The organism is Arthrobacter sp. Y-9 (genome assembly GCF_029690065.1).
Classification (GTDB): Bacteria; Actinomycetota; Actinomycetes; order Actinomycetales; family Micrococcaceae; genus Arthrobacter_E.
Window position 1 is genome coordinate 1,445,926 of the sequence record NZ_CP121463.1, and the last position, 16,401, is coordinate 1,462,326.

The 16,401-nt window shown below is 70.4% G+C and carries 12 protein-coding genes; 6 read left to right on the plus strand and 6 right to left on the minus strand.

The genetic code is table 11. From position 1 onward, the window contains the following. Window positions 1-3: 3 nt before the first annotated feature. On the plus strand, window positions 4-1,599 hold the full coding sequence (locus tag P9849_RS06380) for an FAD-dependent monooxygenase (protein WP_278268805.1): 1,596 nt from the start codon (window positions 4-6) through the stop codon (window positions 1,597-1,599). Here the strand turns inward: P9849_RS06380 and P9849_RS06385 are convergent. From P9849_RS06385 to glp, 4 genes are all read right to left on the minus strand, one after another. Continuing rightward, the gene (locus tag P9849_RS06385) at window positions 1,571-2,401 is read right to left on the minus strand and encodes a class I SAM-dependent methyltransferase (RefSeq protein ID WP_278268807.1); all 831 of its coding nucleotides are present in this window, start codon (window positions 2,399-2,401) and stop codon (window positions 1,571-1,573) included. The genes P9849_RS06380 and P9849_RS06385 overlap by 29 nt on opposite strands. Before the next feature lie 72 nt (window positions 2,402-2,473). Further along, the gene (locus tag P9849_RS06390) at window positions 2,474-2,716 is read right to left on the minus strand and encodes a DUF6457 domain-containing protein (RefSeq protein WP_278268808.1); all 243 of its coding nucleotides are present in this window, start codon (window positions 2,714-2,716) and stop codon (window positions 2,474-2,476) included. A 1-nt stretch (window position 2,717) separates the two neighbouring features. Further along, on the minus strand, window positions 2,718-3,338 hold the full coding sequence (locus P9849_RS06395; protein ID WP_278268809.1) for an NTP transferase domain-containing protein: 621 nt from the start codon (window positions 3,336-3,338) through the stop codon (window positions 2,718-2,720). Then, window positions 3,335-4,549, minus strand: coding sequence for a gephyrin-like molybdotransferase Glp (gene glp, locus P9849_RS06400; protein ID WP_278268810.1), 1,215 nt, complete (start codon window positions 4,547-4,549; stop codon window positions 3,335-3,337). The genes P9849_RS06395 and glp overlap by 4 nt, the downstream gene beginning before the upstream one ends. A gap of 169 nt (window positions 4,550-4,718) precedes the next feature. Between glp and fdhD the strand changes: the two genes are divergently transcribed. The 4 genes from fdhD (at window position 4,719) to P9849_RS06420 (ending at window position 12,214) form a co-directional block, all read left to right on the plus strand. Continuing rightward, a complete protein-coding gene (gene fdhD, locus P9849_RS06405) occupies window positions 4,719-5,588 on the plus strand; it encodes a formate dehydrogenase accessory sulfurtransferase FdhD (protein ID WP_278268811.1) in 870 nt (289 codons plus the stop codon). Between the two features lie 121 nt (window positions 5,589-5,709). Further along, window positions 5,710-7,215: an OFA family MFS transporter gene (locus P9849_RS06410; protein WP_278268812.1), complete on the plus strand. Its 1,506-nt coding sequence runs from the start codon at window positions 5,710-5,712 to the stop codon at window positions 7,213-7,215. Window positions 7,216-7,296: 81 nt separating this feature from the next. Next, window positions 7,297-9,726 (plus strand): FdhF/YdeP family oxidoreductase, encoded by a 2,430-nt coding sequence (locus P9849_RS06415; protein WP_278268813.1) that lies wholly within the window; start codon window positions 7,297-7,299, stop codon window positions 9,724-9,726. A gap of 136 nt (window positions 9,727-9,862) precedes the next feature. After that, on the plus strand, window positions 9,863-12,214 hold the full coding sequence (locus P9849_RS06420; protein ID WP_278268814.1) for an FdhF/YdeP family oxidoreductase: 2,352 nt from the start codon (window positions 9,863-9,865) through the stop codon (window positions 12,212-12,214). A 90-nt stretch (window positions 12,215-12,304) separates the two neighbouring features. Here P9849_RS06420 and P9849_RS06425 read toward each other — a convergent pair whose 3' ends face one another. Both P9849_RS06425 and P9849_RS06430 read right to left on the minus strand, forming a co-directional pair. After that, window positions 12,305-12,922: a GNAT family N-acetyltransferase gene (locus P9849_RS06425; protein ID WP_278268815.1), complete on the minus strand. Its 618-nt coding sequence runs from the start codon at window positions 12,920-12,922 to the stop codon at window positions 12,305-12,307. Further along, window positions 12,922-15,054, minus strand: coding sequence for a penicillin acylase family protein (locus P9849_RS06430; protein ID WP_278268816.1), 2,133 nt, complete (start codon window positions 15,052-15,054; stop codon window positions 12,922-12,924). Before P9849_RS06430 ends, P9849_RS06425 begins: the two co-directional genes overlap by 1 nt. A 139-nt stretch (window positions 15,055-15,193) precedes the next feature. Here P9849_RS06430 and P9849_RS06435 point away from each other — a divergent pair, with 139 nt between their 5' ends. Then, the gene (locus tag P9849_RS06435; RefSeq protein ID WP_278268817.1) at window positions 15,194-16,294 is read left to right on the plus strand and encodes a PQQ-dependent sugar dehydrogenase; all 1,101 of its coding nucleotides are present in this window, start codon (window positions 15,194-15,196) and stop codon (window positions 16,292-16,294) included. The last annotated feature ends 107 nt before the right edge of the window (window positions 16,295-16,401 follow it).

Below are 16,401 nucleotides of genomic sequence, written 5' to 3' on the forward strand. Positions count from 1 at the left end.
GCGATGACACCGCAGCCGGAGCCGCGTCCGGAGCAAGGGCCGGCAGAGACGCTCTCCACCGACGTCCTGACCACCGACGTCCTGATTGTCGGCGCAGGCCCCACCGGGCTCATGCTGGCGGCCTGCCTGCAACGGCTCGGCGTGCGGTTCCTGATCGCCGACCGGAAACACGGGCCCACCCGCGAATCCCGCGCCCTCGCACTGCAGGCCCGCAGCCTCGAGATCTACGATCAGCTCGGGCTCGTGCAGCGCGTGCTGGAACAGGCGGCCGTGGCCCCGGCGATCGCCCCCGGTTACCGGGACCACCCCTTCGCGACCGTGAGCTTCGGCGAGCTGGGCAAGGGCGTCACCCCGTTCCCGGGCATCCACGTCCTGGAACAGAGCCGCAACGAACGGCTCCTGGTGGCGGCCCTGGAGGAGCGCGGGGATTCCGTCCTCTGGGGCCACGGTCTGCTCGGCCTGGAGCAGGGGGAGGGTGGCGTCACCGCACGGCTCGGTGGCGGCGACGGAGACGTCCGCCGGGTCGAGGCCCGCTATCTGGTGGGTGCGGACGGCGCCTCCTCAACGGTGAGGGAACTCAGCGGAATACCCTTCGACGGGGTGACGAACCCGGACACCTTCTACGTCGCCGACGCGCGCGGTGTGACCGGGCTGGTCGAAGACGCGGTGAATCTCCGCTTCAGCGCCGGCGACTTCCTGCTCACCTTCCCCCAGGGAGCGGTGGGACACCACCGGCTGATCGGCGTCGTCCGCACGCCGGACGGAGAACAGGTCACCGAGGATGAGACCCGGCGGACGGTGGGGCGTGAGTTCGGTGTCGGATACCGGGACTCGAGCTGGTTCTCCACCTACCGGGTCCACCACCGCGTGGCGGCCCGGTTCCGCTCCGGGCGGGTGTTCCTCGCAGGGGACGCCGCCCACGTGCACTCACCGGTCGGCGCCCAGGGGATGAACACGGGGCTGCAGGACGCGCATGGCCTGGCCTGCGCGCTCGCGGACGTGCTCCTCCGAGGATCCGGAGACGAGCGGCTGGACCGGTACGAGGCTGAGCGGCGGCCGGTGGCGCTGCGCCTCGTCAGGACCACGGACCGGCTGTTCAGCACCATCACGGCGGACTCGTCCCTCGCCCGCGTGATCCGCGCCGGGGTCCTGCCCCGCCTGGCGCCGCTGCTCGGACGGGTGCTGCCGCGTCTGGCACGTCGCGCGAAGCTGTATGAGTACGTCTCGCAGATCCGGATCCACTACTGGATGAGTGCTGATGCCCGGCGTCGCGCCCGGGGACGCCGGGGCCGGCTCGTCGGCCGGCGGCTGGCCTGGAACGAGGACAACTTCGCGGCGCTCCGGAGTGTGGACTGGCAGATTCACGTCTACGGCGCCGCGGACCAGTCGTCGCTCGCCCGCATGGGTGAGGAGAGCGGCCTGCCGGTCCACCACTTCGAGACCGTGCGGAACCCGCGGCTCAGGGGAGGACAAGCCGTGCTGGTGCGGCCCGACGGGTTCGTTCAGGACGCGCGGAAGCTGCCCGCCGCCGTCGCGGACTGGGCGGTGCACTCCACCCGTGGCCGGACCGTCAGGACTCCTGTTCCAGGGACGGGCTGACCGCGGTCACCAGGAGCGCGCTCACCGGCAGCCGGAACTCGCCGTCGCCGAACCGCTCCGTCAGGAGCGTGGTGACGGATGCGAGGAGACGGTCCCCGTCCTCCGGGCCGTCGAGCACGAGGTAGTTGTTGGTCGGCGTCCCGAAGAGATGCGACCGCGCGATGCCGTTCGCCGTCGTCGCCCCGCTCAGATGCTCGATGGTCCGCACCTGGACGGAGGAAAAGCCTGCGGTTTCCAGCTCGCCGGTCAGCAGCGGCGGGTCCGCCAGGGAGAACGGCACGCGTTCCAGGAACGACGCCGCCTCCTCCTGCCCCAACTCGTGGAGCGACTCGACGATCGACCGCGGCACCGGATTGTGCTCCAGGCTGTCCCAGACCGTGAACGCGAACAGCCCGCCGGGCTCGAGGACTCTCACCACCTCCTGAAAGGCCCGGTGCCGGTCGGGAAAGAACATCACGCCGAAGGCGCAGGCCAGCGCGTCGAAGGAGCGGTCCTCGAAAGGGAGGCTGAGGGCATCGGCCTGGCGCCATTCGGGCCTCGAGAAGGCCGGCTGGACGGACTCGGCACGGGCGAGCATCGCCGGGTTGAGGTCGGTGGCGGTCAGCTGGGCGTGGGGGAGAGCGGACGCCAGCTCACGTGTGACGACGCCGGTCCCGGCCGCGGTCTCCAGCACCCGGGCGGGTGCCGTGGTGGCGACTGCTGCGGCCAGATCGCAGGCGAAGTCCTGGAACATCAGCGGCACCAGGATCTCGTCGTAGACGGTGGGGATCGAACCCACGAATTCCTTGTCCTTGGCATTCATGATCCATTGTCCCGCCGCCGGGGCGACGGGACCAGACCTCCGCGGACCCGAAGGGGAAATGCGGCGCGGGCGTCAGGCCTGATGCCGCCGGATGAGTTCGCGCGCGGTCTCGGCGGCCTCTTCCGCCGATGCCCCGCGTGCGACGGCGATCCCCACCAGGTACGTGGTGAGGGGGCCGGCGGGGCGGGTCACGCCGTGGGCGGCGTCGCGGGTCAGATCGAGCAGGAGGCCGGTGGGGACGTCGAGGTCCCCGAGATTCAGGGCTGCGCTCAGATCGGTGACCCAGGCGTCGAGTTCGGCGGGGGTGGAGCTCATGTCAGGATTCCTTTCGAAGGGCGGTGCTCTGTTGTTCGCGATACTGCTCCACCGCGGACCAGGTGTCCAGATCCAGGGACGCGTCCGCGGTGTCCGGAACGGTGTGAAGGGTCAGGGGCGCCAGGAGGTGCCGCAGGGCTGCGCCGTCCACGTGCCCGAGCGCGGCGACCGCGCGGTGAAGGGCCTCGAGGCGGTACCGTCCGGCCAGCCACTGGGACCGGCCGTCCGCGTCAGCAAGGACGACCGCGTCCGCGCCGTCCGGAATCGGGACGTGCTTCAGCGCCGCCACGATCCGGTCCGCCCGCGGCAGATCGCAGGCCAGGACCCAGGCTTCGGCGCCCGCCGCGCGCGCGGGCGCGTCCTCTGGGAAGCCGGACACGGCCCTCAGCGCTGCGGCGAGTGCTGCCACGGGCCCGCCGAAGGGTGGCTCCTCGCGCACCACGGTCACGCCGGGGCGCGCGAGCGAGTCCGGACCCACGGCGATGACCGGAGCACAGTCAGCGACCGCGGCGTAGACGTGATCGACGAGACGTCGACCCGCCACCTCGACCGAGGCCTTGTCGGCGCCGCCCAGCCGCGAGGCCCGTCCGCCGGCCAGGACGATCGCCGCCCGCACGGTCATGCCCACTCCGGCCCGAAGGGCATGACCGACACCGGGTCGCCCTCGTGGACCTGTTCCACGCCCTCGGGGATGATCACGAACGCGTTCACGGAAGCGGGGGAGATCTTCGGGTCGTCGGGTCCGCCGTGCCGCAGCGAGGGCCGGACCCGCTCGCCGTCGAGCACGGCGGGGAGGATCTGAGTCCTGTGCCGGGGGCTGTGCCAGCTCCTGGCGGCCGCCCGGACCACGCGGGGCCTGTCGAGTTCCTGGTGCCCGGCCAGTGCGCGAAGGGCCGGACGCACGAACAGTTCGAAGGAGACGGCGACGCCCACCGGGGTGCCGGGCAGGCAGAAGACGAGGGTGCCGTCGTCGAGCGTTCCGAAGCCTTGCGGCTTGCCGGGCTGCATCGCCACCGGGCCGAAGGTGATGGAGCCGTGCCCGTTCAGGAGGGCCTTGACGACGTCGAACGCGCCGACGCTCGCGCCGCCGGACAGGATGATCACCTCACTGTCCACGGAGTCGAGCGCCTCGCGGAGAGCGTCCTCATCGTCGTGCACGGTGACGACGGAGGCGAGGTCCGCGCCGGCGTCCTGGACGGCCGCCGAGAGGTGGACGGAGTTGGACTCCGGAATCTGACCGCGGCGCGGTGTGCCGCCGGGGGCGATGAGTTCCGAGCCCGTGGCGATGATCGACACCCGCGGCCGCGGGTGTGCCAGCACCGTGGCGGCTCCTGCCGAGGCGAGGGCCGACAGCTGCCACGGCCCCAGAACCGCGCCGGCCGGCACTGCGACGCTGCCGGCCCCGGACTCCTCCCCGGCTCTGCGGATGTGGGCGCCGGGCGCCGGCTGCTGGAGCACGGTGATCCACTCGGGTGGCGTCGGTCCGGCCGCAGTGCCGAGATCGGTGCGTTCAAGGGGCACGACGGCGTCGGCAGCGGTGGGCACGGGGGCGCCCGTCATGATGCGCGCGGCTTCCCCCGGGCCGAGGGGCGGATCCAGTTCGGTCCCGGCCGGCAGGTCCGCGACCACGCGGAGCCGCGATCCTTCGGTGGCATCGAACAGCCGTACGGCATAACCGTCCATCGCGGAGTTGTCGAAGAGGGGGATCGGCCAGCGGTTGAGCACGTCTTCGGCGAGCACCAGACCTCGCGCCGCGGCCAGGGACACGCGCACCGGAGGCAGCGCCTGCGCAGTGGCGAAAACCCTGCTGCGCTGCTGATCCACGGTGATCACAGGCGGCCCGCCGAAGGTGCGGAGCAGGTCCGCGAAGCGTGGGTGCGAAGGCGCGGGGCAGGCCGGGATCCGGAGGGGTGGGGGCGTGGCATGCGACCATGCTAGCGCGCGCCGGAAGGTGCTCCGCCGCCCCGGCGAGGGAGTCGCCAAGGAGTGTAGCCTTGGCACCGTGGGTCAGATCACGAGACGTCGTCCGCTGCTGAAAATCGTCCTGGGCGAGGAGCCCCGCCGGAGGATCGACACCCTGGCGGTGGAGGAACCGCTGGAGATCAGGGTCGCTTCGTCGCCCCTGGCGGTCACCATGCGCACCCCCGGTCACGACGTCGAACTCGCCACCGGCTTCCTCGTCTCCGAGGGCATCATCGCCGACGGTGGGGACGTCCGCACGGCCATCCACTGCGGCGGACCCGGGACGGGCGGTGAGGAGAACACGTACAACGTCCTGGACATCGCGCTGGCCCCTCACGTGGCCCCGCCCAGCCCGGACGCGGCGCGGAACTTCTACACCACCAGCTCCTGCGGGGTCTGCGGCAAAGCCAGCATCGAGGCGGTGGAGACGGTTTCCCGGCACGATGTCTCAGTGGACCCGGTCACGGTGGACGCCGCGCTGCTGGCCACCTTCCCGGACCGGCTGCGGGAACGCCAGGCGGCGTTCGAGAAGACCGGCGGGCTTCACGCCGCCGCCCTGTTCGACGCCGCCACGGGCGAGCTGCTCGTGGTGCGGGAAGACGTGGGCCGCCACAACGCCGTGGACAAGGTGGTGGGCTGGGCCGCCCAGAACGGCCGCCTGCCGCTGACGGGCACGGTCCTCCAGGTCTCAGGGCGCGCCAGCTTCGAACTGGTCCAGAAGGCGGTCATGGCCGGCATTCCGGTGCTGGCCGCGGTGTCCGCACCGTCGTCGCTGGCCGCCGAGCTGGCCGACTCCCAGGGACTCACACTGGTGGGCTTCCTGCGGGGGAACTCCATGAACGTGTACGCCGGCGCGCAGCGGATCCGCACCGAGTCGGTGGAACCTGCCGCTGTGCCCGCTGGATCCTGAACGGTCCCGCCGAACACCTGCATTGACAATCGCTGACATCTGAATTGTTATTTTCGTCAGAGAAACTGACCGCTGACGGAACGTATCCCCGGGCCGGACGTTCCGGGTGGCAGGAGTTCAGATGAGCGTGCTCGACCGTGAAGCCACGATCGCACCCCCCACTTTCAACCGCTGGCTGATGCCGGCCGCCGCCCTGGCGATCCACCTGTGCATCGGCCAGGTCTATGCGCTGAGCGTCTTCAAGACCCCGTTCATGCAGCGCTTCGGCGCCGGGGACCTCGCGGTCGGGTGGGTGTTCTCCCTCGCGATCGTCGTGCTGGGTCTCTCGGCCGCGGTGGGCGGGACGTGGGTGGAGAAGGCCGGACCGCGCAAGGCCATGGTGGTGGCGGGGACGTTCTGGGTGTCCGGATTCTGTGTGGCCAGCCTCGGCATCGCGACCGGCCAGCTCTGGCTCCTGTACCTCGGGTACGGCGTCATCGGCGGCATCGGACTGGGGCTCGGGTACATCTCGCCGGTGTCCACCCTCATGAAGTGGTTCCCGGACCGCCCCGGACTGGCGACCGGCCTGGCCATCATGGGCTTCGGCGGCGGAGCGCTGATCGCCAGCCCCGTCTCGGCCGCGCTCCTGAGCGCCTACGGCGGCGGGTCGGCCCCTGCGAACCTCGTCCAGGGTCTCGCGCCGACGTTCCTGACGCTGGCCGCGGTCTACGCCGTGGTCATCGCGATGGGCGCGTTCGTCATCAGGCTGCCGCACCCCGGCTGGACGCCCGGCGGCAGCGCCGGTGGTCCGCGCCGGGCCGTGGCCGCGGCTCCGGCCGGTGTCTCCGCCGCGAACGCCGTGAAAACTCCGCAGTTCTGGCTGCTGTGGACCGTGCTGTTCTGCAATGTGACCGCCGGGATCGGCATCTTGGAGAACGCCTCGCCTATGATCCGGGACTATTTCTCCCAGATCGACGTGGCCTCGGCCGCCGGCTTCGTCGGTCTCCTGTCCCTGGCGAACATGGCGGGCCGGTTCGTCTGGTCCAGCGTCTCGGACTACCTCGGGCGCAAACGGATGTACATGGCGTATCTCGGCATCGGACTGCTCATGTACGCGGTGATCGCGGCCTTCGGCGGCGGCAGTCTCGTCATCTTCGTCCTGGCGACCCTCGTGATCCTGTCCTTCTACGGCGGCGGCTTCGCGACCGCGCCGGCTTATCTGCGGGATCTGTTCGGCGTCTATCAGGTGGGCGCCATCCACGGCCGCCTGCTCACGGCGTGGTCCGCGGCGGGCGTCGCCGGTCCGGTGATCGTCAACGCGGTCGTGGAGCACCGCACGGCCGAAGGCGCCCGGGGCCCGGAGGTCTACACGACGTCGCTGCTCATCATGGTGGGAGTCCTGGCCGTCGGATTCGTCGCGAACCTCCTCATCAAGCCGGTCGCCGCCCGGTATGCGGTGAAGGCCTCCGCAGCGTCCGCGCAGGAGCCTGCGGCGCACGGCGCGACGACGGCGGCGGGCACCCTGACCGAGGCGCCGTCCAGCGTCGTGCACACGGTCGTCGCCACCGTGCTGAGCGGCGTCGTGATCCTCGCGCTCGGCTACGGGCTGACGCAGGTGACACTGAAGGCGCTCGCGCTGTTCTCCTGAGCAGGTCGCTGCGACGGCCGTCATCGAGAACATGACGCGTCCCTCATGGAACCGGTCCGCCCGGAGGGGTAGCCTCGGAGCATGCCGGACAGATTCAACGACGTGAAGTCCCTGGCGAGCGCCCTTCTCCCGGGCGCCGCCGCACGACACGAGGCGAAGGACATCGACGAAGCGTCACTCGTCGTCGAGCCGCGGGAGCGCTCCGCCGTCGGCGTTCCCGCCATCACGCACGCCATGGAGCACAGCCTTCAGCAGATGGGCCCCGTGCGCACGGTACAGACGCTCCTGGGGATCAACCAGCCCGAGGGCTTCGACTGCATGAGCTGTGCGTGGGCGGACCCGGCGCCGGGGGAGCGCAGCCACTTCGAGTTCTGCGAGAACGGCGCCAAGGCGGTCGCCGCCGAGGCCACGCGCAAGCGGGTGCGTCCCGAGATCTTCCGGCAGCACACCGTCGCGGAGCTGGCCCGGCACGACGACCACTGGCTCAGTGGCCAGGGCCGCCTGACGCAGCCGCTGTTCAAGGACCTCGACTCCGACCACTATGCGCCGATCGGCTGGGATGAGGCCTTCTCGATCATCGCCGAGCAGCTCGCGGCACTGGACAGCCCGGATCAGGCCACGTTCTACACGTCCGGCCGCACGAGCAATGAGGCCGCCTTCCTCTACCAGCTCTTCGTCCGGGGCTTCGGCACCAACAACCTGCCCGACTGTTCCAACATGTGCCACGAATCCTCCGGCACGGCACTCACCGAGACGATCGGCATCGGCAAGGGCTCCGTCGCGCTGGAAGAGCTCGAGCGGGCCTCGCTCGTGTTCGTGGTGGGCCAGAACCCCGGCACCAATCACCCCCGCATGCTCACCGCCCTCGAAAAGGTGAAGCGGGCCGGCGGCACCATCGTGGCCGTCAACCCGCTGCCGGAAGCGGGTCTCATCCGGTACCGCAATCCCCAGAAGGTGCGGGGCGTGCTCGGCTCGGGCACCGCGCTCGCGGATCATCACCTGCAGATCCGTCTCGGCGGGGACCAGGCCCTGTTCCGCGGCTTCGGCAAGGTCCTCCTCGAGGCGGAACGCGCCGGGGAGCGTTCGCCGGGACTGAGCACCGTCTTCGACCACGACTTCATCGCCGCCCACACCACGGGATTCGACGACTGGCTCGCACTGGTTGAGGGCACGCCGTGGGCCGACATCGAGGAGGCGACCGGGATCCCCGAGGAACGGATCCGGGAGATCGGCAGGCTACTGCTGTCCTCGGACCGCACCGTCGTCTCCTGGGCCATGGGCCTCACCCAGCACCGGCACTCGGTGCAGACCATCCAGGAGGTGGTCAACGTCATCCTGGCCCAGGGCAACATCGGTCGCCCGGGCGCCGGCCTGCTTCCGGTCCGCGGCCACTCCAACGTCCAGGGTGACCGCACCATGGGCATCTTCGAACGCATGCCGGAGTGGTTCCACGACTCCCTGGACACGCGGTTCGCGTTCCAGAGTCCCCGCCGTCACGGCCACGACGTGGTCGACTCCATCCGCGGCATGCGGGACGGTCGCATCCGGGTCTTCGTCGGCATGGGCGGGAACTTCGTCAAGGCGGCGCCGGACAGCGCCGTCACCGAAGCCGCGCTCGCGGCCTGTGACCTCACGGTGCAGGTGTCGACCAAGCTCAACCACTCCCACTTCCTCACGGGCAAGCGAGCTCTGATCCTCCCGACGCTCGGCCGGACCGACCGCGATCTGCAAGCGAGCGGCCCGCAGAGGGTGACCGTGGAGGACTCCATGAGCATGGTGCACGCCTCTCAGGGCCGCCTCGAGCCGCCGTCGCCGGAGCTGCTGTCCGAGGTGGCGATCGTCTCGCGGCTCGCGCTCGCGGTGCTGTGCGACGCCGACGGGCGGCCGAAGCCCGGCACGCCGCAGATCGACTGGCGCGCCGCGGCGGATGACTACCGGCTGATCCGCGAGCACATCCAGGCGGTCATCCCCGGATTCGGGGGTTTCGAGGAGCGCATCGACGTCCCCGGCGGTTTCAAGCTGCCGCACGGCCCGCAGGACTCGCGGACGTTCACCACCACGGATGCCAAGGCCCATTTCACGGCCTCGGAGCTCGACTGGATCCCGGTCCCGGAGGGCTGTCTCATCCTGCAGACCCTCCGTTCGCATGACCAGTACAACACCACGGTCTACAGCCAGGACGACCGCTACCGGGGCATCCACGGCGGACGCCGCGTGGTCTTCCTCAACGAGTCCGACTGCCGCGAGCTCGGGGTGACGGACGGCCAGTTCGTGGACCTGGTCTCCGTGTGGGACGACGGTGTGGAACGGCGGGCGCCCCGCTTCCGCGTGGTCGAATACGACACGGTCAAAGGTTCCGCCGCGGCGTATTACCCGGAGACCAACGTGCTCGTGCCGCTCGACTCCCAGGCGATCGGTTCCGGAACGCCGGCGTCGAAATCGGTGGTGATCAGGCTGGAGCTCAGCCCGGTGCAGAAACCGCTGGAACCGCTGGTCGAGAGCGGTTTCTGAACGGCGCGGCCACATGACACGGGCCCCGTGTCGGCCTTTGCCGGTGAAGGCGGTCCGCCACCGTGCCGGACGTTGAAACGGGCTGTGCCAGGTGAGAAGGTGAGGTGACCGGATCACGGGATTGAAGGAGCCTGCAGTGGGAAGTCTTGATGAATCGACGGCGGGACGCGCCTCGTCCGATGGCCTGATGCCGGAGGAGCCGCGGCAGGGTGGTTACGGCCCCGTCGCCAAGGGCGAACCCTCCCAGCATCCGTACCATCACCCGGCCGCGGCCTGGGGTGCGGCGACGTCGGTCATGAAGGTCCTCATCCGCGAGAAGGAGCTGCTGGCCGGCTCCAAAGCCATGTTCAGCATGAACCACCCGATCAAGGGCTTCGACTGCCCCGGGTGCGCCTGGCCTGACGACAACAAGGGCCTCAAGCTGGACATCTGCGAGAACGGCATCAAGCACGTGACGTGGGAGATGACCCACAAGCGGGTGGGCCGCGAATTCTTCGCCGCGCACACGGTGTCCGAGCTCGCCGACTGGACCGACTTCGATCTGGAGAACCAGGGCCGTCTCACGGAACCCATGGTCTACGACCCGGAGACGGATCACTACGTGCCGATCACCTGGCAGGAAGCCTTCGCCCTGGTGGGCGACGAACTGCGCGGCCTGGACAGCCCGGACGAGGCCACCTATTACACCTCGGGCCGCCTCAGCAATGAGGCCACCTTCCTGTACCAGCTGATGGCGCGCGAACTCGGCACCAACAACCTGCCGGACTGCTCCAACATGTGCCACGAGGCTTCCGGCCGGGCGCTCAAGGCCTCGATCGGGACGGGCAAGGGGACGGCGGACCTGGAGGACTGGGAGACGTGTGACGCGCTCTTCATCCTCGGCGTCAACGCCGCCTCCAACGCTCCGCGCATGCTGACCGCCCTCTCCGAGGCCGTCAAGCGCGGCGCCGAGGTCGTGCACATCAACCCGCTCATCGAGGCGGGCGCCACCCGGACGATCGTGCCCCACGACATCGTGGACATGGCCACGTTCAAGACGCGCCCCACGAGCACCCTGAACCTCCAGGTGCGTCCGGGCGGCGACCTGGCCCTGATCCGCGCGATGGCGAAGGCCACCCTCGAGGCCGCGGAGCAGGATCCGTCGGTCCTGGACGCCGGATTCCTCGAGAGCCTCACCGAGGGCTTCGACGAGTACCGTGAGCTGCTCGCGCGGACCAGCTGGGCCGAGCTCGCCCTGCAGGCCGGCCTCAGCGAAGCCGATCTGCGCAAGGCCGCGGACATCTACCTCACGTCCGAGCGGAGCATCATCAGCTGGTGCCTCGGCGTGACCCAGCACGAGCATGGCGTGGACACGGCCCGCGAGATCGTGAATCTGCTGCTGCTCAAGGGCAACATCGGCCGCGAGGGCACCGGCCCGTCGCCGGTCCGCGGGCACAGCAATGTGCAGGGCAACAGGACCTGCGGCATCGACCACCGCCCGTCGGACGAGTTCCTCGACCGGCTCGCGGAGGTCTGCGGCATCACCCCTCCGCGCCACCACGGCCTGGACACGGTGCGCACCATCCAGGGGATGCTGGACGGCACCGTCAAGGTGTTCGTGGGCATGGGCGGCAACTTCGTGCTGGCCGCCCCGGACACCGCCCGCACGGCGGAAGGTCTGCGTCAGTGTGAGCTGACGGTCCAGGTCAGCACCAAGCTCAACCGCAGCCACCTGGTGCACGGCCGAAAGGCCCTCATCCTGCCGTGCCTGGGCCGGACCGAACGCGACCAGCAGGCGACCGGCCTTCAGGGGGTCACCGTGGAGGACGCCATGAGCATGGTGCACCTCTCCATCGGCCGCAAGCAGCCGGCGTCGACCCACCTGCTGTCCGAGCCGGCGATCATCGCCGGGATGGCCCGGGCCGCCCTGCCGGATAGCGCCACGCCCTGGGAGTGGTACGTGGAGGACTACGACCGCATCCGCGATGTCATGGCCAAGGCCCTGCCCGGCTTCGAAGGCTTCAACGAGCTGATCCAGCAGCCGCTCGGCTTCCGCATTCCGCAGCCCGCCCGGGAACGCGTCTTCCTGACGCCGTCGGGCCGCGCCGAATTCTCCTTGGCGCCCCTGCCGGATGTGATTCCGGAAGCGGAGGACATGCTGGTCCTGCAGACCATGCGGTCCCACGACCAGTGGAACACCACGATCTACTCGAACGATGACCGCTACCGTGGCGTCAAGAACCTGCGGGAACTCGTGTTCCTGAACGAGGAGGACATGCGGGCGCGCGGCATCGAAGAGGGATCCCTGGTGGACATCGTCGCCACATCGAAGGACGGGTCCGAGCGTTCCGTGCGCCAGTACCGCGCGCTGCGCTACGACCTGCCGCGCGGCAGCGCCGCCGGGTACATGCCGGAGATGAACGTCCTGATCGGTCTGGCCGACTACAGCACGCAGAGCGACCAGCCCCTGATGAAGAACGTCAAGGTGCGCGTCGCGCCGTCGGCCTGACGGAAGCGCTGCGGCTGGTCCACAGCCGAAACCACGGTGCCGGCGTCCTCTCCTGGAGGGCGCCGGCACCGTCGTGTCCAGGGTGTGCCGTCAGGAAGCCGAGTCCCCGACGGTGGGAAGCCGCTCGAACACCTCACGGCGGAGGAAGAACAGCTGCGCCTGCTTGTCCGGCAGCTGGATGACGGGGCCGGGTTCGAAGCCGCTCCCGGTCAGCCGCGCGAGCGCCTTGTCATTGCGGACATCGGGTTCGACGACGATCCGGCGCGCGCCCGTCGTCGCGAACAAGTGCCCGATGAAGTGCAGGACCAGCCACGGGGTGAGTCCCGGCCGTGGCTCCCGGGCCGGCGCCATGAACAAGTGGATCCCGAGGTCGCCCTCCTGCGGCTCGTAGGCCTCGCCGACCGGGTCGTGGAAGGGGTCGTAGCTCTGGAACAGCGCCACCGGTTCCTCGTCGAGGGTGAGGAGGAAGGCGTGGTGGGTCGGCAGTGAGTCCAGGAAGCGGTACACCTCCACCACCTCGTCCCGCGTGTACTCCGTCATGCCCCAGAACCGGGCGCGTTCCTGGGTGACCCACGAGTGGATGAGATCGCCGTCCTCCTCGGGCCGGACCGGCAGGATGCGGACTCGGCCGGGTGACCTGCCACCACCGACGGAGGCGGCAGTCTGCGCCGGCGGTTCGGGCGTCTGCTGGGTCGTGGTCTCGGGCATCAGGTCTCCAGGGTGAGTCGGTCCCAGTCGGTGATGACGGGGAGGAGTTCTCCAGCGGCCCAGAGCGGCAGCTGGTCGAGGAAGTGGGGGTTTGCAGGGCTGCCGTCAGCGCCGAACGGGACGATCCAGTGGCTCTTTTGCCGGTCCGAGAGATCCCAGGCGTAACGGGCCGCGGAACCCCGGAAGCACAGATGGCCTCCGCCCGGCACGCTCTCGTTCGCCATCACGCACGCGGCGTCGCCGGCCAGAGAAGTCGAGGGGAGCGAAGCGGCCGCGGACGCGGGGAGCCGGTGCAGTGGGTGCAGGCGGTGGAGCTCACCCCAGGTAGGGGTGCCCGCGCCGTCGGCCAGCTGCACGGGGAGCGCCGCTTCGAGGGCGGCCGCCGCTTCGTGCGGCAGGTCGAGACCGTCCGGGACCGGGCCCGCGATGAGAGTTTCGAGGGCGAGACCGAGCCGCCCGGTGAGTGCCAGCCAGGGTGCGAACACCGGAGAATGACCGGTGGGTGTCCGGAGCGGCTCGAACGCCGGGTGGGCTGCCAGTCGGTGGACCAGCGCTTCCCGCCAGAGGGCGAAGACCGCCGCCGGTCTGCTGTCGGCGTCCATGTGGCCGTCCCAGGTCAGGAGGTCCTCCAGGGTCCGTCGGGCCGCGGGGGACAGCGTCTCGGGATTCAGGCCGGCGAGCAGAGACCGGAAGGCGGGCAGCGAACCCAGCCGGGTGTCGCTGTGGATGCGGCGCATGTCCTCCGGCCCGAGCAACGGGCGGGGGACGGCGTCGTCGTCCGCGTGGAGAAGGCCGGCGATGCGCGAGGCGCGGTGAGCGGGGGCGAACTCGAGTGCGATGTCCGCTCCGAGGGCGGCGGCGCGGTCGTTGGCGCTGACCGCCACCGTGTCCACGTCCCGCGAGGGGAGCGGCAGGAATGTGCCCTCCCACTGATGAGCCTCGGACCACGCCGGGACCGGCGTCACGCGATTCTCCGCCGAACGCTGCGGGACCTTTCCGGCGAGGACATGCCGCACGGCACCCTGGGTGTCCGCCACGAGCACGCTGTTGACCGGTTCCACCCACGCTTCCAGGGCGCGTTCGACGTCGGCGGTCCGGCTGCTGCGGAGCAGTGGCAGCAGTGCCTCGAACCCCAGCCGCGAGGTCACCCGGGCGGGAGTCCGCAGGCTCAGCCCCGATGAAACCGCACCGTCCTCCGGACCGGGGAGTCCCGCGATGACCGGGCCGCGCGGGGTTTCGGCGAGCTCCACCGTCACGGAGTCCCCACCCCGGACGAGGACCTCCTCCGTCCGCGTGGCGACCGGCTCCCAACCGTCCGGGCCGAACGCCTCGAGCCCGGTCGGCCCGGAGCGGCGCAGCTTCTCCCGGAACAGGTCCTGGTAGTCGGCCATGGAGTTCGTGATCGCCCACGCGACACCGCCCGCATGACCGAAATGCGGCAGTCCCGGAACACCGGGGAAGGCGAGCCCGACGACGTCGAACTCCGGGCAGGAGAGGCGCACCTGCTGGTAGACGCCGGGTATCTCGAGGAGACGGTGCGGATCGCCCGCGAGGAGCGGGGCGCCGTCGGTGGTCCGTGAACCGTGCACGGCCCAGGCGTTGCTGCCGGAGAGCACCGGGGCTTCCTGGGAGAACAGCGCGACCGCCTCAGGCCCCAGGGTGTCCGCCACGTGTTCGCGGAAGAGTTTGTGGGGGAAGGTCGAGAACAGGATGTGGTTGACGAGGAACACCGCCAGGGGCGTCCACGGTGACCATGAGCCCGGTTCCGTGCCGCTCTCGTCGAACTCGGCTCCGCCCCGATGGCCTTCGGCGAGGGCCTGGTTGACCCCGTCGACGTAGCGTCTGCACCAGCGGCGCGTCCCGTCGTCGAGAGCGTCGAAGCAGGCCCGGGCGGTGTCCGTCAGCATCGCCTGCCGGGCGAAACGGTCCCACGGGACGCCGTCGGGCCCGGTCATCTCCGCGACCCGGCCCTCCGCGTGCCAGCGGTCCATTTCGAGCTGCCAGGACCGGTCGCACGCGGCGTTCCATCCCTGGAGGAACGCGAGGTCATCGGCCGAGTCCGCCCGCAGGTGGGGGATTCCCCACGGGTCGCGGTAGACGGCAGGGGAGGGCCCGGAGGAAGGGGCGGTCATCGGTCACGCTTTCAATATTAGGTAAGGCTTACTTAAGATGAGAAGGTAGCGTGAAGCGTGAGAACGGGGCAAATCGGCGTTAGTCTGGGGCCACGAGAGACCTGACTCAGGGGATGCGGCGGCCACGGGAGGGAGCGGTGTGGGAGAGGAACCGACCCGGCGCGGTGTGCTCGCGGCAGGAGCCCTGCTGGCGGCCGGTTTCCTGGCGTCTTGCACTCCCGGGGGCGGTTCGGGATGTGGCGCCGACACGCCCGCGCCGTCCGGTCCTGCCTCCGGCCGGGTGCCCGAGGACATCGTCACCGGGCTGAGCGCGCCCTGGGATCTGGTGTTCCTCGACGGCTCGGCGCTGGTGAGCGAACGCGACAGTGGGCGGATCCTGGAGATCGTGCGGGAGGGTGACCGGCCGGCGCGCACCCGCGTCGTGGGCACCGTGCCCGGTGTCACGCACGTGGGGGAGGGCGGCCTGCTCGGTCTCGCCGTCGGCGCCGGGCGCATGCTCTACGCCTTTTCCACGGCGAAGGACGGCAACCGCCTGCAGCGTTTCCCCCTCACAGGTGGCGCGGGGTCTTTCGGGCTGGGCTGCGCCGAGACCATGCTGGGCGGGATCCCCGCGGCGAGATTCCATCACGGCGGCCGGATCGCTTTCGGTCCCGACGGGATGCTCTACGCCGGGGTCGGGGACGCTCAGGAGCCGGACAAGGCCCAGGACGTCCAGTCCGTGCAGGGCAAGATCCTGCGTCTCGCCCCGGATGGGACGGTGCCCACGGACAACCCGTTCCCCGGCTCACTCACGTACAGCTACGGCCACCGCAACGTCCAGGGTCTCGCCTGGACGCCGGACGGCCGTCTGTTCGCCAGCGAATTCGGTCAGAACACGTGGGATGAGCTCAATGAGATCGTGCCGGGCGGAAACTACGGCTGGCCGCTCGCGGAGGGGATCGCCCGCCGCTCGGGGTTCCGTGACCCCGTGCAGCAATGGTCGCCGTCGGAGGCGAGCCCGAGCGGCCTGGCGTTCCTGGACGGGGCGTTCTACCTGGCCAACCTCAAAGGCCAGTCGCTGCGCCGGGTGCCGCTCGCCGACCCAGGGCGCTCGGAGGTTCTGCTGCGCGGGGAGCTGGGCCGTCTGCGGACCGTGGTCCCGGCTCCCGACGGTTCCCTCTGGATCCTGACGAACAACACGGACGGCCGGGGCTCGCCCCGTGCGGGAGACGACCGCGTCGTGCGGCTCCCGGTGCGGTGAGGCGCTGACGCCCCCCGGCCTGACCGGACCGCCACACGACGACGGCGCCGCCCACCGAGGTGAGCGGCGCCGTCGTCGTGTGCGGGGAGACCGTGCGCACAGCCCCT